At 71.4% G+C, this 18,639-nt stretch carries 17 protein-coding genes; 8 read left to right on the top strand and 9 right to left on the bottom strand.

What is annotated here, in order from left to right:
* Positions 1-20 precede the first annotated feature (20 nt).
* The 4 genes from PG878_RS07035 to PG878_RS07020 all read left to right on the top strand — a co-directional run bounded on the left by PG878_RS07035 (position 21) and on the right by PG878_RS07020 (position 3,465).
* Positions 21-677 (top strand): YggS family pyridoxal phosphate-dependent enzyme, encoded by a 657-nt coding sequence (locus PG878_RS07035; RefSeq protein ID WP_244672465.1) that lies wholly within the window; start codon positions 21-23, stop codon positions 675-677.
* 317 nt (positions 678-994) lie between these two features.
* Positions 995-2,023, top strand: coding sequence for a hypothetical protein (locus PG878_RS07030; RefSeq protein WP_209029870.1), 1,029 nt, complete (start codon positions 995-997; stop codon positions 2,021-2,023).
* Positions 2,024-2,152: 129 nt separating this feature from the next.
* A complete protein-coding gene (gene proC / locus PG878_RS07025; RefSeq protein ID WP_209029706.1) occupies positions 2,153-2,998 on the top strand; it encodes a pyrroline-5-carboxylate reductase in 846 nt (281 codons plus the stop codon).
* A gap of 14 nt (positions 2,999-3,012) precedes the next feature.
* Complete coding sequence (locus PG878_RS07020; RefSeq protein WP_209029705.1) at positions 3,013-3,465, top strand: DUF4426 domain-containing protein; 453 nt, start codon at positions 3,013-3,015, stop codon at positions 3,463-3,465.
* Positions 3,466-4,015: 550 nt separating this feature from the next.
* Here PG878_RS07020 and soxR read toward each other — a convergent pair.
* Positions 4,016-4,453, bottom strand: a complete 438-nt coding sequence (soxR, locus tag PG878_RS07015) for a redox-sensitive transcriptional activator SoxR (protein WP_010344143.1) — start codon at positions 4,451-4,453, stop codon at positions 4,016-4,018.
* Between the two features lie 102 nt (positions 4,454-4,555).
* Here soxR and PG878_RS07010 point away from each other — a divergent pair, with 102 nt between their 5' ends.
* The gene (locus tag PG878_RS07010; protein ID WP_209029704.1) at positions 4,556-5,947 is read left to right on the top strand and encodes an MFS transporter; all 1,392 of its coding nucleotides are present in this window, start codon (positions 4,556-4,558) and stop codon (positions 5,945-5,947) included.
* Between the two features lie 147 nt (positions 5,948-6,094).
* Here the strand turns inward: PG878_RS07010 and PG878_RS07005 are convergent, their stop codons facing one another.
* Entirely contained in the window at positions 6,095-6,895 is an 801-nt protein-coding gene (locus tag PG878_RS07005) for a cobalamin-binding protein (RefSeq protein WP_209029869.1), read from the bottom strand.
* A gap of 70 nt (positions 6,896-6,965) precedes the next feature.
* Positions 6,966-7,565, bottom strand: coding sequence for a pyridoxamine 5'-phosphate oxidase (gene pdxH / locus PG878_RS07000; RefSeq protein ID WP_209029703.1), 600 nt, complete (start codon positions 7,563-7,565; stop codon positions 6,966-6,968).
* Between the two features lie 134 nt (positions 7,566-7,699).
* On the opposite strand from pdxH, the gene PG878_RS06995 reads away from it, so the two are divergent.
* Together PG878_RS06995 and aroB are read left to right on the top strand one after the other, a co-directional pair.
* Positions 7,700-8,242 carry a shikimate kinase gene (locus tag PG878_RS06995; RefSeq protein WP_010344147.1) on the top strand — a complete coding sequence of 181 codons (543 nt, stop codon included), beginning with the start codon at positions 7,700-7,702 and terminating at the stop codon, positions 8,240-8,242.
* The gene (gene aroB / locus PG878_RS06990) at positions 8,239-9,348 is read left to right on the top strand and encodes a 3-dehydroquinate synthase (protein ID WP_209029702.1); all 1,110 of its coding nucleotides are present in this window, start codon (positions 8,239-8,241) and stop codon (positions 9,346-9,348) included. Before PG878_RS06995 ends, aroB begins: the two co-directional genes overlap by 4 nt.
* A 62-nt stretch (positions 9,349-9,410) precedes the next feature.
* Here aroB and PG878_RS06985 read toward each other — a convergent pair whose 3' ends face one another.
* On the bottom strand, positions 9,411-10,229 hold the full coding sequence (locus PG878_RS06985; protein WP_209029701.1) for an AraC family transcriptional regulator: 819 nt from the start codon (positions 10,227-10,229) through the stop codon (positions 9,411-9,413).
* 112 nt (positions 10,230-10,341) lie between these two features.
* Here PG878_RS06985 and PG878_RS06980 point away from each other — a divergent pair, with 112 nt between their 5' ends.
* Positions 10,342-11,367, top strand: coding sequence for an alpha/beta hydrolase (locus PG878_RS06980; RefSeq protein WP_209029700.1), 1,026 nt, complete (start codon positions 10,342-10,344; stop codon positions 11,365-11,367).
* Between the two features lie 68 nt (positions 11,368-11,435).
* On the opposite strand, the gene PG878_RS06975 is transcribed toward PG878_RS06980, so the two are convergent.
* From PG878_RS06975 to PG878_RS06955, 5 genes are all read right to left on the bottom strand, one after another.
* Positions 11,436-12,881: an efflux transporter outer membrane subunit gene (locus tag PG878_RS06975; protein WP_244672442.1), complete on the bottom strand. Its 1,446-nt coding sequence runs from the start codon at positions 12,879-12,881 to the stop codon at positions 11,436-11,438.
* Positions 12,881-16,081 (bottom strand): efflux RND transporter permease subunit, encoded by a 3,201-nt coding sequence (locus PG878_RS06970; RefSeq protein ID WP_209029698.1) that lies wholly within the window; start codon positions 16,079-16,081, stop codon positions 12,881-12,883. The genes PG878_RS06975 and PG878_RS06970 overlap by 1 nt, the downstream gene beginning before the upstream one ends.
* Entirely contained in the window at positions 16,078-17,253 is a 1,176-nt protein-coding gene (locus PG878_RS06965; RefSeq protein WP_244672441.1) for an efflux RND transporter periplasmic adaptor subunit, read from the bottom strand. Before PG878_RS06965 ends, PG878_RS06970 begins: the two co-directional genes overlap by 4 nt.
* 363 nt (positions 17,254-17,616) lie before the next feature.
* The gene (locus tag PG878_RS06960; RefSeq protein WP_209029697.1) at positions 17,617-17,940 is read right to left on the bottom strand and encodes a cupin domain-containing protein; all 324 of its coding nucleotides are present in this window, start codon (positions 17,938-17,940) and stop codon (positions 17,617-17,619) included.
* A complete protein-coding gene (locus tag PG878_RS06955; RefSeq protein WP_209029696.1) occupies positions 17,937-18,560 on the bottom strand; it encodes a cysteine hydrolase family protein in 624 nt (207 codons plus the stop codon). Before PG878_RS06955 ends, PG878_RS06960 begins: the two co-directional genes overlap by 4 nt.
* Positions 18,561-18,639 lie beyond the last annotated feature (79 nt).

Here is an 18,639-nt window from a genome sequence, read left to right as displayed (position 1 = left end):
TGCAACAGATCCGCCTGGACATGGACCGCGCCGCCGACGCCGCAGGGCGCCCGCACGCGCACTTGCTGGCGGTGTCCAAGACCCAGCCGGCCGAGGCCGTGGCGGCGCTGGCCGCACAGGGGCAGCGCGCCTTCGGCGAGAACTACGTGCAGGAAGCGGCGGCCAAGATCGCCGCGCTGGCCGAGGCCGGACTGGAGTGGCATCTGATCGGCCACCTGCAGTCGAACAAGGCCGAACAGGCGGCGACGCTGTTCGACTGGGTGCAGACGGTGGACCGGCCCAAGCTGGTCGCCGCCCTGGCCAAGGGCCGTGCGACTGCGTCCGCGCGCGCGCCGCTGAACGTGCTGATCCAGGTCAACATCGACGACGAGGCCAGCAAGCACGGTTGTCAGCCCGACGCCGTGGACGCCCTGGCCGCGGCCATCGCCGCACAGCCGGCGCTGGCCCTGCGCGGGCTGATGGCTATTCCCGCGCCGTGGCCGGAGGCCGCGCGCCGCATCGACGCATTCGCGCGCATGCATGCGCTGTTCGTGCGGCTGCGCGCCGCCCATCCGCAGGTCGATACCTTGTCGATGGGCATGAGCGGCGACTTCGCCGACGCCATCGCCGCCGGCGCCACCATGGTGCGGGTCGGCACGGCCCTGTTCGGCGCACGCGGCCCGCGCGTTTCCGGCTGAACGGACTGCTGCCGTGCCGCATTACCGCATCGCCCGTGACACCGTGATGATTTGTCTACGACAGCTTCAAAAACGATTCACCAACATCGGAATTCTGTCGTAGCCGATCTATTTGAAAACCATAGAATTTCAGGATGAATGAAAGGTTCGCGCCGACAGTGCTTCCTGAACCATGCAACACGGTTGCGAACCGTTAATTCAGTCACGTTTCAGACGCAGGCGCTTCGCTTCACATGGCGGCCGACCGCGGGTCCTCCGCAGTCCATCGCCGAATGCGCTCGGCTCGAACGAGGTCACAGATGCAAGCATCCACCCGATTGCTGTTCGCTTCCTGCTTCATCGGTCTGCTGCACGTCCCCGCGGCCATGGCCGCGCCGACGGCGACGCCGGCCTGGACCAACGAAGAAGCGATGATGTCGCCCGCGGAAGTGCAGGCGCGCACCGCCTGGCGCGAAACCATGGCGCATCAACCGACGCCGGCGGAAGGCTGCTTCCATGCCAGCTACCCCGACACGCAGTGGCAAACGGACGTCTGCAAGACTTTGACCCGCCACCTGCATCCGGTGCCGCACAAGATCCGCTTCGGCGCCACCGAAACCACCGGCAACGGCTACGACTACGCGCTGCGCTCCAGCACCCTGATCAGCAAGGCCGTGGGCAGCTTCCCGCAGGTCACCGGCGTGACCTCGGAACAGGGCGTCGGCGTGGCGGCCTTCGGCGGCGGCGGCATCCTCGGCCCGAACGAGTACTCGCTGCAGATCAACTCCAACTACAACGCCACCACCAGCGTCTGCGGCGGCCGCTCCGGCTGCACCGTGTGGCAGCAGTTCGTCTACGCCACCGACTACGAGACCCAGGGCCAGGCCGCGGTGTTCATGCAGTACTGGCTGATCGGCTACGGCAGCAGCTGCCCGAGCGGCTGGATGAGCGGCGGCGGCTCGGACTGCTACCGCAACAGCAATGCGGTCAGCGCGCCGGACGTGCCGGCCACGCAACTGGCCAACCTCAAGCTGACCGGTTCGGCCACCGCCAACGGCAACGACACCATCACCTTCACCGACAACGGCACCGCCTACAGCGTCAGCGCCAAGGACAGCGTGGTCAAGCTGGCCACGGTGTGGAAGGACGCCGAGTTCAATGTGGTCGGCAACGCCGGCGGTTCCAGCGCCAACTTCAACTCCGGCTCGTCGATCACGGTGAAGGTGGCCGCCACCAACGGCTCCACCGCCGCCCCGACCTGCGCGGCCAATGCCGGCAGCACCGGCGAGACCAACAACCTCAACCTGGGCAGCTGCTCGACGGCCGGCGGCAGCACGCCGTCGATCACCTTCACCGAGTCCAACTGAGTCCACCGCGCCGGTCCGCATGGCGGCCGGCGCGTCTTTCCCGCAGCGTGCTCCGGGTTGCGCCGCACCGCAGCAACGCGGCGCGGCGCAGCCGCTACCATGGCGCTCCCTCTTCGCGACGGTGCGCACATGGCTTCCGCTTCCCCCGATTCCCACGCGGCCGATATCGCCTTCATCGGCGGCGGCAACATGGCGCGCAGCCTGATCGCCGGGCTGGTCCGGCAGGGCGCCGATCCGCGCCGCATCCGCGTGGCCGAACCGGTGGCGGCTCTGCGCGAGGCACTGGCCGCCGACTACGGCGTCCACGCGGTCGCCTCCGCGGCCGAGGCCGCCGACGGCGCGGCGCTGTGGATGTTCGCGGTCAAGCCGCAGGTGCTGCGCGGGGTCTGCACCGAACTGGCCACGCTGGCGCAGGCGCAACGGCCACTGCTGGTGTCCATCGCCGCCGGCATCACCACCGCGCAACTGGACCGCTGGCTCGGCGGCGGCCACGCCCTGGTCCGCGCGATGCCCAACACCCCGGCCCTGCTCGGTGCCGGCGTCACCGGCCTGTTCGCCAGCGAAGGCGTCGATGCCGGCCAGCGCGCCCACGCCGAGCGCGTGCTGGCCGCGGCCGGGGTTACCGTGTGGGTCGAGGACGAAGCGCTGATCGATGCGGTCACCGCGGTGTCCGGCAGCGGCCCCGCCTACGTGTTCCTGCTCGCCGAGGCGATGGAAGCAGCCGGCATCGCCCAGGGCCTGCCCGCCGACACCGCGCGCACCCTGACCCTGCAGACCGTGCTGGGCGCGGCACGCATGCTCACCGAGTCCGGCGAGGCGCCGAGCGAACTGCGCCGCCGGGTGACCTCGCCCAACGGCACCACCCAGGCCGCGATCGAGACCTTCCAGCACGGCGGCTTCGAGGCGCTGACCGCGGCCGCGATCGCCGCGGCGGCCGCGCGCGGCCGTGCCCTGTCCGCCGCCAACGACGACTGATCCGGAGAACGCCGATGCGTGCCCTGCCCGCTGCGCTGCTGTGCCTGGCCCTGGCCGCCTGCTCGGATCAGGACACCCCACGCCCGGCGACCCTGCTCGCCGCCACCCCGGCGCAGGCGGATTTCGGCGCACTGCGCGTGCACTACAACGCCTTGCCCACATTGGCGATGAGCGAAGACGTGGCGCGCCGCTACGGCATCGCCCGCGAAGCCGACACCGCATTGGTGATGATCGCGCTGCGCACCCTGCGCGGTGGCGAGGAAGCGCCGGCGGTGGGCACGGTGGAGGCGGTGGCGACCGACCTCAGCGGCCAGCGCCAGCCGGTGGCGCTGCGCGCGGTCCGCACCGACGCCTACACCGACTACGTCGGCACCGTACGCAGCAGCGCCCACGACCAGTTGCGCTTCGTGGTGCAGGTGCGCAGCGCCGACGGCAGCGGCACGGTGCGCTTCACCCGCAATTTCTAGCGCGCAGCCTAGTGCGCGCGCCTTCCAACGTGCGCCGTCCCATCTGTAGGAGCGGCTTCAGCCGCGACCGGGCGTTACCGGTAACGCCCGGTCGCGGCTGAAGCCGCTCCTACGGACACCCCGACATACGGACACCGAACAAGGTGATCATCGGATACGCATTGTGGGAGGGACTTCAGTCCCGACTGCATGCAGCGTCAGGGGCCCTTTCCTCTTCGCTCGTGCAAACTGAGAGCAGGATGAAGGAACTACGTCTCCATCATCTCGAAAAGTTCTGCACCCGCGCCGCGCTCAAGGCAATCACTCTGCGCATCGCCTGAGCGCGCAAAAGCGGCCATGCCGCGACGTCCATCGGTACCGCGTCGGGACTGAAGTCCCTCCCACACCGTCTCAATCCCACATTGCGGCGCCGTCGCGTGCCGTAGGAGCGGCTTCAGCCGCGACCGGGCGTTACCGGTGAGGCATGTCGCGGCTGAAGCCGCTCCTACGGACAAACCGACGTAAGCACGAGCAAGGCAATCACAGAAGTCGCCATGCACAGACGCGCCGCTCACTCCTCCGCCCAGCGCTGCGGACCGTCGCCGTGCGCGGCCAGGGTGTCGGCCGGGTTGCTCAGCCGGCAGCGGCGCAGCGACAGGCAGCCGCAGCCGATGCAGTCGGTGAGCTGGTGGCGCAGGCGGGTCAGCTGCAGGATGCGCGCGTCCAGTTCCTCGCGCCACACCGCCGACATCCGTGCCCATTCGGCGCGCGTCGGGGTGCGCGCGTCGGGCAACTGCGCGAAGGCGGCCTTGACGCTGTCCAGCGGCACGCCGACGCGTTGCGCCACGCGGATCACCGCCAGCCTGCGCAGCACGTCGCGCGTGTAGCGGCGCTGGTTCCCAGCGGTGCGCATGCTGCGGATCAGGCCCTTGCTCTCGTAGAAATGCAGCGCCGACACGGCCACGCCGCTGCGCGCGGCGACCTGCCCGACGCTCAGTTCCTCCTGCATCGCTTGACCTCGAGTCCGGTTGAGGTTGCATGCTGCACGGACCGCAGGCGCCCACGCAAGTCGCCGCATGCCCCCCATCCATCCGTTTTCCCAGGTACTCCGATGCAAGAACACGCCACCGCCAGCGCCGCCGATGCCCCGCCCAGCGCCGACGCTGCCGGCTCCGTGCTGGCGCCGGCCTACCGCGCCACCACCATCGGCATGGTCGCGCTGGTCTCGCTGATCGCCTTCGAGGCGTTGGCGGTGGCCGCGGCGATGCCGACCGTGGCCCGCGAACTGAACGGCCTGCGGCTGTACGCGCTGGCCTTCGGCGGCACCCTGGCCACCAGCGTGATCGGCATGACCGTGGCCGGGCGCTGGAGCGACCTGCACGGGCCGGCGGCGCCGCTGTGGGCCGGGCTGGCCTGCTTCGTCTGCGGCCTGCTGCTGGCCGGCTTCGCTCCGTCGATGGACGTCCTGCTGGCCGGCCGGCTGGTGCAGGGCCTGGGCGCCGGCGCGATCTCGGTGGTGCTGTACGTGCTGGTCGCGCGGCTGTATCCGCAGGCGATCCGCCCGCGCATGTTCGCCGCGTTCTCCGCCGGCTGGGTGGTGCCCTCGCTGATCGGCCCCAGCATCAGCGGGCTGATCGTCGAACACGTCGGCTGGCGCTGGGTGTTCCTGGCGGTGCCGCTGCTGGCGCTGCCGGCGGCGGCGCTGCTGTGGCCGGCACTGCGGCGCCTGCCGCCCGCCACCAGCGCGGACGGCGCCAGCGGCGCGGCGCGGCTATGGTCGCTGGGTGCGGCCGCGGGCGTGTGCCTGCTGTACCTGGGCGGCCAGCAGCGCGGGCTGTGGGCGGCGCTGCTGTTGCCGACGGCGCTGGTGCTGCTGGGGCTGTGCACCTGGCGATTGCTGCCTGCGGGCACGCTGCGCGCCGCGCGCGGCCTGCCCAGCGTGATCGCGCTGCGCGGCGTCGCCGGGTCGGCGTTCTTCGGCTGCGAGGCGTTCCTGCCGCTGCTGCTGTCGCGCGAACGCGGGCTGTCGCCGGTGTGGGCGGGCGTGGCGCTGAGCGCCGGTGCGTTGGGCTGGTTCGCCGGCTCCTGGTACCAGGGCCACTACGGCCGCGACGCGACCCGGCTGCAGCGGCTGCGCCTGGGCTGCACGCTGATGGCGCTGGGCATCGCGACCACCACGCTGGCGCTGCTGCCGGCGGTGCCCGCGGCGCTGGCGATCGGCGGCTGGACCGCCACCGGCCTGGGCATGGGCCTGATCTACCCGACCCTGGCGGTGCTGACCCTGACCCTGTCGCCACCAGCGCGGCAGGGCCGCAACAGTTCGGCGCTGCAGTTGAGCGAGGCGATCGCGGTGGCGACCACGCTGGCGGTCGGCGGCTCGCTGTTCGCCGCGCTGCTGGCCTACTCGGCCGCGGCGGCCTACCTGTCGACCTTCGCCGTGGCCGCGCTGATGGCCCTGCTCGGCCTGGGCATCGCCGGCCGGACCCAGCCGGGGCCTGGCTAGAGGCGTCATCGCGCCCGTTCGCTGCCGCGTCGTGGTGACGGGCGCATCGCAAGAGGATGCGAAGCGGCTGTTCTTCCGCGACACACGATGCCGCGGCAACGGACGCATCGCGACCGCTTCGACTGCGGCCTGGCAGGCAGCCCCGCCCTAGCGCGCGCCCACGCCCACGGCCCAGGCCTGGATGATGTCGGCGATGGCGCGCACGCCGTCGGTGAGCGCGGCCGGTCCCGGCTGCAGGATCAGCGGCGACTTGATCTCGAACAGTTGCCCGTCGCGCACCGCCGGCATCGCTGACCAGCCCGGCCGCGCCGCGACACGTTCGGGGCGGAAGCGCTTGCCGCACCAGGAGCCGAGGATGATGTCCGGCGCGCGCCGCACCACCTCGTCGCCGTTGGCGAGGATCCGCGCCTTGGCCAGCGGCTGCACCGACAGCTCCGGGAACACGTCCTCGCCACCGGCGATGCCCACCAGTTCGGCGACCCAGCGGATCCCGGTGATGATCGGCTCGTCCCACTCCTCCAGGTACACGCGCGGCCGCCGCGGCAACGTGGCGGCCTGCGCGGCGATGGCATCCAGGCCGCGCTGCAGATCGTCGGCGTAGGCCGCGGCGCGCGGCCCGGCGCCGACCAGCGCGCCGAGCCGGCGGATGTAGTCGAGGATGCCGTCGACGCTGCGATGGTTGGCGATCCACACCTCCACGCCGTGCCGCACCAGTTCGGCGGCGATGTCGGCCTGGATGTCGGAAAAACCGATCGCCAGGTCCGGCTGCAGCTTGAGGATCTCGCCGATCCTGGCGCTGGTGAAGGCGCTGACCTTGGGCTTGTCGCGGCGCGCCTGCGGCGGACGCACGGTGAAGCCGCTGATGCCGACGATGCGCTGCTGCTCGCCGAGCGCGTACAGCGTCTCGGTCGGCTCCTCGGTCAGGCAGACGATGCGCTGCGGGCCCACGCTCAGTGCGCCTCGCACGAGCACGCCCGCACCGCGGCGGCGGTGCCGCGACAGCCCGGGCCGGCACCGCTCACGGGAACAGCATCCGCTTGCTCCAGCGGCCGGCGGCGTCGGCTTCGTAGCGCCAGCGCTCGTGCAGGCGGTACTTGGCGCCGTACCAGAACTCGAAGCTGCGCGGCACCACGCGGAACCCGCCCCAGCCGTCCGGGCGCGGCACCTCGCGGCCCTCGAAGGTGGCCTCGGCCTTGGCCACGCGTTCCTCGAACTCCTCGCGCGAGGCCAGCGTGCGCGACTGCGCCGAGGCCCAGGCGCCGATCTGGCTCATGCGCGGGCGCGAGGCGAAATAGGCGTCGGCCTCGGCCGCGGCGACCAGTTGCACCTCGCCGTCGATGCGCACCTGCACCCCGTCCTCGCGCATGCGCCGCCACAGGAACAGCAGCGAGGCCTGCGGATTGGCCTGCAACTCGCGGCCCTTCTGGCTGTCCAGGTGGGTGTAGAACACGAAGCCGCGCGCGTCGTAGGCCTTCAACAGCACCACCCGCGACGAGGGGCGCGCCTCCAGCGTGGCCGAGGACACGACCATGGCGTTGTATTCGGCCTCGTCGCTGGTGCGCGCCTCGGCGAACAGGTCGGCGAACGTGGACAGGGCTTCGGCGTAGAGATCGGGCATGGCGACAGGCACTCGGCGGACGATGCGCCATTGTCGCGCCATGCACCGCGCGACGCACGCTTCGCCGCGCAACGTCCCGCGCGCGGCGCCTGCGCGGCGCGCGGGGCGGCGTCGGTCTCTGCTAGCATCGGCGGATGAATCCCGCCCCCAACCTGGTGCTGGTCGGCCCGATGGGCGCCGGCAAGAGCGTCATCGGTCGCCGCCTGGCCGAGCGCTTCGGCCTGGTCTTCGTCGACAGCGACCAGACCATCGTCGAGCGCACCGGCGCCAGCATCGCCTCGTTGTTCGAACACGCCGGCGAAGCCGGTTTCCGCGAGCACGAGCGCGCGGTGCTGGAAAGCATCCTGAGCACGCCCGGCCACCTGATCTCCACCGGCGGCGGCGCCGTGCTCAATGCCGACAGCCGCCGCGAGATGCGCGAGCACGGCTTCGTGGTGTACCTGCGGGTCGGCGTGGCCGCACAACTGCAGCGCCTGCACCGCGACCGCAGCCGCCCGCTGCTGCAGCGCGGCGACCGCGAGCAGGTGCTGCGCGACCTGCACGCGGTGCGCGAACCGCTGTACCGCGAGGTCGCCGACCTGATCCTGGACACCGATCACCTCACCCCGGCCGAGGCCACCGCGCAACTGGTCGTGCGCCTGGCCGCGTCGTGGAAACTTCCGGAACCCACTGCATGACCGCAACATCGCGCACGGTCGAGGTCGCTGGCGACCCGGCCTACACCATCCGCATCGGCCCCGGCCTGCTCGACGACGGCGCCGCCCTCGCCGCGCACGTGCGCGGCCGCCACGTGCTGCTGCTCAGCGACAGCCAGGTGGCGCCGCTGTATGCCGCGCAGGTCCGCAGCGCGCTGCTGGCGACGCGCCCGGACCTGCAGATCGGCGACTTCGTGATTCCCGCCGGCGAGGCCTCCAAGACCCTGGACCACTTCGCCGCGGCGATCGCCGCGCTGGCCGCGCTGGGCGCCACCCGCGACGCCTGCGTGCTGGCCCTGGGCGGCGGCGTGGTCGGCGACCTGGCCGGGTTCGCCGCCGCCTGCTGGATGCGCGGCGTGGACTGCGTGCAACTGCCGACCACGCTGCTGGCGATGGTCGACTCCTCGGTCGGCGGCAAGACCGCGGTGGACATCCCGCAGGGCAAGAACCTGGTCGGCGCGTTCCATCCGCCGCGCGCGGTGCTGGCCGACACCGCCACGCTGCGCAGCCTGCCGCCGCGCGAACTGCGCGCCGGGCTGGCCGAGGTGATCAAGTACGGCGCCATCCGCGACCCGCTGTTCTTCGCATGGCTGCATGCCGAACGCCGCGCGCTGCTGGCCGGCGAGCCGGCCGCGCTGGCGCAGGCGATCGCGCGCAGCTGCGAACACAAGGCCGAGATCGTCGCCCGCGATCCGCTGGAGAAGGGCGAGCGCGCCCTGCTCAACCTCGGCCACACCTTCGGCCACGCCATCGAGACCGAACAGGGCTACGGCGCCCCGGACAACGCCAACCTCAACCACGGCGAAGCGGTGGCGGTGGGCATGGTGCTGGCCGCGGAACTGTCGGCGCGGCTGGGCATGGCCAGCGCGCAGGACACGGCGCAGCTGCGCGCGCTGCTGCACGATTTCGGCCTGCCCACCGCGCTGCCGGCCGGGCTGGCGCCGGAGGCGCTGCTGGCGCGCATGCGCCTGGACAAGAAGAACCTGGCCGGGCGCCTGCGGCTGGTGCTGTGGCGCGGCATCGGCCACGCCGAGATCGTGCCCGACGTGGACGAGGCCGAGGTGCTGGCGGTGCTGGCCGCCGGCTGAGCCGGCGCACATCGCGCAGACGCCACGCGCGCCCAAGGCGCTGGCGCCAATGGCCCCCGTCCTCAGCGCGCCTGCCGCCACGCGCGCGGGCTCTGCCCCACCTGCGCCTTGAACACGCGCGACACCGCGGCCTCGCTGCCGTAGCCCACCTCGTCGGCAAGCTGCTTCAGCGGCCGTCCCTCGCGCAGGCCGCGCTGCACCAGGGCGATGCGCCAGTCCTGCAGGTACTGGCCCGGCGTGCAACCGAGCGTCTCGCGAAAACTGCGCGCGAACGCGCTGCGCGACATGCCGGCACGCGCCGCCAGGGTCTCCAGCGTCCACGGCTGCGCCGGGGCGTCGTGGATGCCGGTCAGCGCCAGCCGCAGCCGCGCATCGGCCATGCCGGCGAGCATGCCGGCGTCGGCCAGCCCCTGCTCCATCAACTCGCGGAGCACGTGCACCAGCACCACCTCGAACAAGCGGTTCAACACCGCCTGGCGCCCGCAATGCTGCGCGAACGCCTCCTCGAACAGGAGCTGCAGCAGCGCCTCGCCCTGGCGCAGCGCGTCCAGCGGCAGGCAGATGCAGGCCGGCAAGGCGCGCACCAGCGGATTGGCCGCGCCGCCGCCGAAGCGCAGGTGCGCGCAGGCGAAATCCGCGCCCCGTTGCGCATCGGTCTCGAAATGATGCGGCAGCGGCTGCGGGTACAGCAGCAGGCTAGGCCGGTCGATCCGCAGCACGCTGCCATCGCCGTTGCGGACGACCACGCGGCCCTGGCGCAGCAGGTGCAACTGGCCGCGGTCGCCATCGTCGAGCCGGTGCAGGCCGCACAGCGTGCCGGCGTGGAAGACCTCGGCACTGACCGAGAAGTGGGTCAACAGGGCGGCCAGGCGGTCGGCCATTTTGGACTCCAGGCAAAGTTTTCTGGACGATTCGCCACCCATCGTATCGCCTCGGCGCGCAAAGTCACGCCTGTCGCCGGCACCCCCGCCCGGCATGCCCCAGGAAACCGCCATGAAGACCCTGCTTCCCTTGCTCGCCACCTCGCTGCTGGCCGGCGCGATCGGCACCGCCACCGCCGCGACGCCGGCCGACCAGCCCGCGCCGTTGCGCCCGGTCGCGCAGTTCCTCGCTGCGCTCAACGGCAGCGGCGGCACGCCGATCGAACAGCTCACGCCGGCGCAGGCGCGGCAGGTGCTGCGCGACGCCCAGGCCAATACGCCGTTGCCGCCGGCCGAGGTCAGCCGCACCACCATCCAGGCCGACGGCAAGCCGCTGAACCTGGTGATCGTGCGGCCGCCGCACACGGATGGCCAGGTGTTGCCGGCCTTCATGTTCTTCCACGGCGGCGGCTGGGTGCTGGGCGACTTCCCGACCCACGAACGCCTGATCCGCGACCTGGTCAACGCCTCTGGCGCGGTGGCGGTCTACGTGGATTACACGCCGTCGCCGGAAGCGCAGTACCCGGTCGCCATCCACCAGGCCTATGCCGCCACCCGCTGGGTCGCCGAGCACGGCGCGCAGATCGGCGTGGACGGCAAGCGCCTGGCGCTGGCGGGCAACAGCGTCGGCGGCAACATGGTCGCGGCGGTGGCGCTGCAGGCCAAGGCAGCCGGAACGCCGGCGCTGCGCTACGACCTGATGCTGTGGCCGGTGACCGATGCCCGCTTCGACGATGGCTCGTACCAGCAGTTCCAGAGCGGCTACTTCCTCACGCGCAACATGATGACCTGGTTCTGGGACAACTACACCACCGATCCCAAGGCCCGCGCCGAGATCACCGCCTCGCCGCTGCGCGCCACCCCGGCGCAACTGGCCGGCCTGCCGCCGACGCTGATTCAGACCGCCGAACTGGACGTGCTGCGCGACGAGGGCGAAGCCTTCGGCCGCACGCTGGACCAGGCTGGGGTCACCGTGACGGTGACCCGCTACAACGGGCTGATCCATGACTTCGGCCTGCTCAATGCCCTGCGCGACGTGCCCGCGGTGCGGACCGCCATCCAGCAGGCCGGCGACGGCCTGCGCGAGCACCTGAAGTAAGCGCACGATGGGCGGCACGCCATGCAGCGCTCACGGCTGCAGCGTGCCGCCCACCACGTCCGACGCACTCAGGGCTGGGTGCGCTCCAGCGACGCATCCCCGCCCAGGGTGCGATACAACGTCACCCGATTGGTGGCCGCGGTCAGTTCCACCGCGACCAGGCTGCGCTGCGCGGCGTAGTAGCTGCGCTGCGCATCCAGGTTGGACAGCGCGCTCTCCACGCCCTCGCGGTAGCGCTGCGCGCTGGCGTCGTAGGTGTTGGCGGCATCGGCGAGTAGCGCGCGCTGCGCCTGCAACTGCGCATCGATGGTGCCGCGCCGGGCCAGCGCATCGGCCACTTCGCCGAAGGCGGTCTGCACGGTCTTTTCGTAACCGGCCACCGCGGCATCGCGCTGCGCCTCGGTGTAGCGCACATTTGCGCGCGCCGCGCCGCCATCGAACACCGTGTAGGCGACGCCGGCGCCCAGCGACGCGGTGCGCGCATCGTGCGTGAACAACTGCGACAGCGCGGTGCTGGTCAGGCCCAGCAGGCCGCTCAGGCTGATGCTGGGAAACAACGCCGCGCGCGCCGCACCGATCTGGGCGTTGACCGCGCGCAGTTCGTATTCGGCCTGCACCACGTCGGGCCGACGCAACAGCACGCTGGTGTCCAGGCCGGCCGGCGGATCGCCGATGCTGGCCGCGACCTCCTCGATCGAACCCGGCAACAGCGCCGGATCGACCGGAGCGCCCACCAGCAACTGCAAGGCATTGGCGTCCTGCGCCAGCGCCGTGGTCTGCGCGGCCAGGTCGGCTTGCGCGGCATGCAGCACCTGGTTGGCCTGGTCCAGGTCCGAGTGCGGCACGATGCCGCCGTCCACACGCTGCGCGGTCAGCGCCACGCTGGCGCCGGCGCTGCGCACGGTGTCCTGCGCGAGCGTCAGCAGGCTGCGGTCGCTGGCGTAGGTCAGCCAGGCCGTGGCGATGTCGCCGACCAGGGTCAGGCGCGTGGCCCGGGCCGCCGCCTCCTGCTCCAGGTAGCGCTGCTGCGCAGCCATGCTCAGCGCATGCAGCCGGCCGAACAGGTCGAGCTCGAAGGCGGTGACGCCCAGGCCAAGATCGTAATTGCTGGCATAGCCCGCCGCCGGCGCGGCCGCTGCGTTGCCGCCCTGCGTGGCGTCGTTGGCCGGCGCCGCGCCCTTGCCGCGATAGGAGCGTATATAGGTCGCGCTGGTCCCCACCTCCGGCAGCAGGGCCGCGCGCTGGATCCGGTACTGCGCACGCGCCTGGGCGATGTCGGCGAGCGCGATCCGCAGGTCGCGGTTGTTGTCCAGCGCCTGCGCGACGAGCGCCTGCAGCCGCGGGTCGGCGAACACCTGCCGGTAGCTCAGCGACGGCAGCGTGGCCTCGTGCTGCGCCAGGTAGGCATCGCCCACCGGCCACGACGGCGGAATCGGTGCGGCGGGCCGCACGTAGGCCGGCGTCAGGCTGCACGCCGACAGCAGGCACGCGGCAGCGAGCGCGAACGCGCGCATCAGGCCGGCTCCGGCAGCGTCGGTGCCGACGGCGGCGCGGCGCCATCGCGACGTGCGCGGCGGCGCGCCAGCCATTCGGCCATCGCGATGTGGAAGGCCGGGGTCAGGTACAGGGTCAGCGCCTGCGAGAACAGCAGGCCGCCGACCACCGCGATGCCGAGCGGGCGTCGCGCCTCGGCGCCGGCGCCGAAGCCCAGCGCGATCGGCAACGATCCCAGCACCGCCGCCAGGGTGGTCATCATGATCGGGCGGAAGCGCACCGTTGCCGCTTCCAGCATCGCCGCGCGCGGCTGCTTCCAGCGTTCCTCGCCCGAGCGCTCCAGGTCCAGCGCGTAGTCCACCATCATGATGCCGTTCTTCTTGACCAGCCCGACCAGCAGGATCAGGCCGACGAAGCTGAAGAGATTGAGCTCCTGGCGGAACAGCACCAGCATGAGGATGGCGCCGAACCCGGCCAGCGGCAGCGAGGTCAGGATGGTGATCGGATGCAGCGCGTTCTCGTACAGGATCGCCAGCACGCCGTAGATCAGCAGCACGGTGATCAGCAGCAGCATCGGCAGCGTCTTCAGCGAATTCTCGAAGGCCTGCGCCGAGCCGGCGAACTGGCCGCTGATGGCGCGGGCGTCGTCCTTGCCCAGGGTCTGCGCCATCAGGTTGCCGATGCCGGTGGCGGCATCGCCCAGCGACACGCCCGGCGCCAGGTTCATCGACAGCGTCACCGCCGGCAGGCCGGCGTAATGGTTGATCGCCACCGGTCCCACGCCCATGCGCACGTCGGCCACCGCGCGCAGCGGCACCATCGGACCGCCGGCCGCGGTCAGCACCGCGCTGGTGCCGGAACTGCTGTTGGAGGTCTGCGTGCCGATCGCGGTGATGCCCGGGTTCTGGTTGCCGTTGAACGAGAGCGCATCCAGGCCGTTGAGGTCGGCCTGCGCCGCGGGGTCGACCTGCAGCAGTACCTCGTACTGATCGGTGTCGCCGTAGATGGTGCTGATCTTGCGGCCGCCATACGCGCTGGCCAGGGTGTCCTGCAGGCCGGCGGCGGTGACGCCCAGCGCGGCGGCCTGCTCGCGGTGCAGCACCACCTCGATCTCCGGGTTCTTGAGCTGCAGGTCGCTCTGCGGATCCTGCACTTCGCGCAGTTGCCGGATGCGTTGCAGGATGGTGTCGGACTGGGCGTACAACGCCTTCTGGTCGGTGGACTGCAGCACGTATTGCAGCGATCCGTTCGAGGCGGTCGGCCCCATGTCGATCGCCGGCGGATTGCGCATGTTGAGGGTGATGCCCTGGATCGCCGCGACCTGCTTGCGCACGTCCTGGATCACCTGCTCGGCGCTGCCGCTGCGCTCGGACAGCGGCTTGAGCCCGATCAGCAGGCGCCCGCTGTTGCTGAGCGAATTGTCCGAGCCGATCACCGACTCCACGTTGGCCACGTTGGGATTGCGCTGGATGATCTTCACCACCGCCGCCTGCTTGGCGACGAAGTCGGCGAAGGCGGTGCCCTCCGGCACGCGGGTGTCGCCGTCGATCTTTCCCGAATCGACCTGCGGGATGAAGCCCTTCTCGACCACGGCGTAGACGCCGGCGGTGCCGACCAGGGTGGCCAGGCCGACGACGCACATCAGGCCGATGCGCTCGGTCGCCCAGGCCAGCGAGCGCGCGTAGCCGCGTTCGCTGGCGTCGACCAGCCGGTCGAAGCGCTCGAACACCCAGCCGCTGCTCTTCTTCGGATCGAGCCAGCGGCTGGCGAGCATCGGCGTGAGGGTCAGCGAGACGATGCCGGACAGGATCACCGCGATCGCGATCACCATGCCGAACTCGGAGAACAACCGCCCGACCAATCCGCCCATGAACACGATCGGCAGGAACACCGCCGACAGCGACACCGTCATCGACAGCACGGTGAAGCCGATCTCGCGCGAGGCGGCGATGGCCGCGTCCATGCGGCTGGCACCCTGCTCGGCGTGGCGGACGATGTTCTCGATGACCACGATGGCATCGTCGACCACGAAGCCGACCGACAGGGTCAGCGCCAGCATCGAGATGTTGTCGAGGCTGAAGTGCAGCAGGCGCATCACCGCGAAGGTGCCGATCAGCGAGGTCGGCAGTACCAGGGCCACGATCAGGGTCGCCATCCAGCTGCGCAGGAACAGCAGGATCACCACGATCACCAGCACCAGCGAGCCGACCAGGGTCCACTCCACGTCCTCCACCGAGGCGCCGATGTAGTCGCCGCGGTCGTAGAGCACGTCGAGCTGGGCGTCGCCGGGCAACTGCGCGCGGATCCCCGGCAGCGCCGCCTGGATGCCCTGGGTCACCGACAGCGTGTTGGCGCCCGGCTGGCGATGGATGTTGATCTCGATCGCGCGCTGGCCGTTGAGCGAGGCCGCGGTCTGCAGGTTCTCGACGCTGTCCTCGGCATGGCCGACATCGCGCAGGCGCACCGGCGCACCGTCCGCATAGCTCAGCACCATGGCGTCGAAATCGACCGCGCGCTTGAGCTGGCCGTCGGCGCGCACGGTGTAGGACCGCGCGCGCCCCATCAGCGTGCCGGACGGGGCGTTGCTGTTGCCCGCCTGCACCGCCGAGACCACTTGGTCGAAGCCCAGGTGGCGGGCGGCGAGCAGGTGCGGATTGACGAACAGGCGCACCGCGTACTTCTGCGCGCCGTTGACGTCGATCTGGCCGGCGCCCGGCACCGAGGCCAGGCGCAGCGCCACGCGGTCCTTGGCGAACTGGTTGAGCAGCGGCAGCGCGATGGTCTTGGAACGCAGGATCAGGTGCATGATCGGCGCGGCGCTGGGATCCTCCTTCTGGATCTGCGCCGGGTTGATCTCGCGCGGCAGCAGGCCGGCCGCCTGCGACACCGCGTTCTGCACGTCCTGCGCGGCGGCATCGACATTGCGGCTCAACGCGAACTGCAACACGATGCGGGTGCTGCCGACGCTGCTGGTCGAACTCATCGTGTCCAGCCCCGGCAGGCCGCTGAACTGGCGCTCCAGCGGCGTCGCCACCGCCGCGGCCATGGTCTCGGGATTGGCGCCGGGCAGCGACATGTTGACGGTGATGGTCGGGAAGCTGACGTCGGGCAGCTCGCTGACCGGCAGCGCGAAATAGGCCATGCCGCCGGCCAGCACCAGCCCGATCATCAGCACCGAGGTCATCACCGCGCGGCGGATGAACAGCGCCGACAGGTTCACGCAGGCCGTCCGGTCGCCGCCGCGTTCGGCGTGGCGTGCGGGTTGCCGGATTGCACCGCGCTGCCGTCGCGCAGTTCGTTGGGCACGGTGAGGATGACGCGGTCGCCCGCGCGCAGGCCCTTGGCGATCACCGCCTGCCCGTCGACCATCCGCGCCACGCTGAGCGGCCGCGCCGCAGCGTGGCCATCGACCACGCAATACACGTACGGCCCCTGCTGTCCCTGCTGCAGGGCGCTCTCGGGCACCGACAGCGCCTGCGGTTCCTCCGCCAGGATCACCCGCACGGTGACGAACTGTCCCGGCAACAGCATGGCGCCGGCGTTGGCGAAGCGGGCGCGCAACTCCAGCGTGCCGCTGCTGGTGTCGAAGGCGTTATCGAGAAACGCCACCTCGCCGCGATCGAGCAGCGTGCCGCTCACCGCATCCAGTGCCAGCACCGGCAGCCCCAGGCCCTGGTGCCCCAGCGGCGCGGCGCGCACGGCATCGACCTGCACATGCGCCAGCGCGAAACGCACTTCGATCGGGGTGCTGACGTTGAGCGTGACCAGCGCGGTGCTGGACCCGCTGGACACCAGGTTGCCCGGCTTGACCGCGATGGCACCGGCACGGCCGTCGATGGGCGCGCGGACCTGGGTGTAGGCCAGCGACAGCTGCGTCTGCTCGACCTGCGCCTGGTCGGCGGCGACGGTGCCGCGCAGCGAGCGCAGCGTGTCGGCCGCCGTGGTGTAGGTCTTGGGATCCACCGCGCCGGTCTTGGACAGCTTGGCATAGCGCGCCTCGGTATCGGCCGCATCCGCCGCCAGCGCCTGGTCGCGGGCCAGGGTGGCGCGCGCCTGCGCCAATGCCGCCCGCAGCGGCCGCGGATCGATGGTGAACAGCAGTTGCCCGGCGTGGACCTGCTCGCCGTCATGGATCAGCACCGACTGCAGCACCCCGTCCGCCTGCGCGCGCACTTCCACGGTCTGCGGCGACAGCAGCGTGCCGGAGGTCTCGATGATGTCCGGCACCCGGTGCGGCGCGACCGTCATGGTCTGCACCCGCAAGGGCTCGGGCGCCGGCGCGGGCTGCTGGCGGTGTGTGCGCCAGTACCAGACGCCGAGGATCAGTAGGCACAGCGCGGCCAGTCCGGCGAAGATCGCGACGCGCCCCATGCCGTGCGCGGCGCGTGGCATGGCGCGCTCGCCGGCACGCCAGGGTGGCGCGCACGGCAGTGAGAAATCGTCGAAAGTAGCAGCAGGCCGCGCGGGATCCCGTCCCGCGCCAACCTCGGGGTGCTGCCCAGGGAACCGCCCATCGCTCTGGCTTCGCATACCGGCCGCGTCCGCACTCGTGGTGAATGGCGATGCCGTGACACCAGGATCTCTGTGCGCACGCAGCGGCATAGCCTGTCCCAATGACGCCAGATCGACAGTGATGGCTCCGTGATAGAACGCACATCAGAATGCGCCGTGTGCGTCGCCCTGTACACGCGTCATCGACAGCGACACATCGGGCACCATCGCAACCCCCGCCTGCCGGGAGCGGATCCCGAGGGCTCACGGACTGCCGTCGCGCTCCACCACCAGCACCCGCGCCGGCCCCTGCGGATGCGCCACGTGCTCGGTGCCTTCCGGTGCATGGAACACGTCGCCGGGCTGCAGCAGCGTGGCCTGCTCGACGCCATGCACGCGCCAGCGCATCTGCACCCGCCCATCCAGCACCACGAACACCTCCTGCCCGTCGTTGACGTGCCAGACATAGGGTTGATCGGTCCAGTGGATGCGCACGCCGATCCCGTCCAGCAGCGCCACCGGCAACGCCTCCCAGGCGCGGCTGCCGGTGAAATCGCGCGCGCGCAACACCCGCGGCACGCCGCTCATGCCAGGCCCCGCGCGCGCCGGTTGGACTGCAGCACGTTGTCGCGCGGCAGCGGCTGCCCTGCCTGCACCGCCGCGATCCACTGCGCGGTGTCGGCGACCGCGGCGAAGTTGCTGTGGAACACCACGCCGAACACCCGGTGGATCTCCTCGGCGCTGGCCTGGCCGGCGGCGTTGGCATACGGCAGCGCGCCGCTGGCGTCGCCCAGCACTTCCACCGCCAGCCCGCGGTGGAAGGCCTCGTACGCGGTGGAAGCATTGCAGTTGTGGGTCATGTAGCCGACCACGGTGAGGGTGTCGATCGCCTGCGCCTGCAGCCAGGCGGCCAGGTCGGTGTCGGCGAACACGCTGGGCCGGGTCTTGCGCAGCAGGCGCGCATGCGGCCGCGCGGCGACCTGCGGGTGCAGCGCCCAGCCGGCGCTGCCGTCGGCGAACACCGGCGCCTGCGCCGGCGCGGTGTGCTGCACCACCAGCACCGGCACGCCGTGCGCCTGGGCCGCATCCATCGCCTGCACGATGTTGGGCAACGACTGCGCCACCGGCGGATGGGCGATGGGCAGCCCACCATCGAAGTATTCGTTCTGGACATCGATGACCAGCAGGGCGCGGCGGGGAGAAGACATGCGGTGGCTCCGAGGCAAAGGGGCGGCCAGTGTCGGCGGCCGCCCCCGCGCCGACGAGTGGCCCGAACCACCGTTTTCG

Source organism: Xanthomonas hawaiiensis, assembly GCF_031834635.1.
In the GTDB taxonomy this organism is placed as follows: Bacteria; Pseudomonadota; Gammaproteobacteria; order Xanthomonadales; family Xanthomonadaceae; genus Xanthomonas_A; species Xanthomonas_A sacchari.
The sequence above is the reverse complement of the archived record's forward strand: the minus strand, read 5'-3'. Positions and strand labels throughout refer to the sequence as shown.

Coding starts and splice junctions, on each gene's coding strand:
- PG878_RS07035 (WP_244672465.1), top strand. CDS start 21: ATGGACCGCGCCGCCGACGCCGCAGGGCGCCCGCACGCGCACTTGCTG.
- proC (WP_209029706.1), top strand. CDS start 2,153: ATGGCTTCCGCTTCCCCCGATTCCCACGCGGCCGATATCGCCTTCATC.
- PG878_RS07020 (WP_209029705.1), top strand. CDS start 3,013: ATGCGTGCCCTGCCCGCTGCGCTGCTGTGCCTGGCCCTGGCCGCCTGC.
- soxR (WP_010344143.1), bottom strand. CDS start 4,453: ATGCAGGAGGAACTGAGCGTCGGGCAGGTCGCCGCGCGCAGCGGCGTG.
- PG878_RS07010 (WP_209029704.1), top strand. CDS start 4,556: ATGCAAGAACACGCCACCGCCAGCGCCGCCGATGCCCCGCCCAGCGCC.
- pdxH (WP_209029703.1), bottom strand. CDS start 7,565: ATGCCCGATCTCTACGCCGAAGCCCTGTCCACGTTCGCCGACCTGTTC.
- PG878_RS06995 (WP_010344147.1), top strand. CDS start 7,700: ATGAATCCCGCCCCCAACCTGGTGCTGGTCGGCCCGATGGGCGCCGGC.
- aroB (WP_209029702.1), top strand. CDS start 8,239: ATGACCGCAACATCGCGCACGGTCGAGGTCGCTGGCGACCCGGCCTAC.
- PG878_RS06985 (WP_209029701.1), bottom strand. CDS start 10,229: ATGGCCGACCGCCTGGCCGCCCTGTTGACCCACTTCTCGGTCAGTGCC.
- PG878_RS06980 (WP_209029700.1), top strand. CDS start 10,342: ATGAAGACCCTGCTTCCCTTGCTCGCCACCTCGCTGCTGGCCGGCGCG.
- PG878_RS06975 (WP_244672442.1), bottom strand. CDS start 12,881: ATGCGCGCGTTCGCGCTCGCTGCCGCGTGCCTGCTGTCGGCGTGCAGC.
- PG878_RS06965 (WP_244672441.1), bottom strand. CDS start 17,253: ATGCCACGCGCCGCGCACGGCATGGGGCGCGTCGCGATCTTCGCCGGA.
- PG878_RS06960 (WP_209029697.1), bottom strand. CDS start 17,940: ATGAGCGGCGTGCCGCGGGTGTTGCGCGCGCGCGATTTCACCGGCAGC.
- PG878_RS06955 (WP_209029696.1), bottom strand. CDS start 18,560: ATGTCTTCTCCCCGCCGCGCCCTGCTGGTCATCGATGTCCAGAACGAA.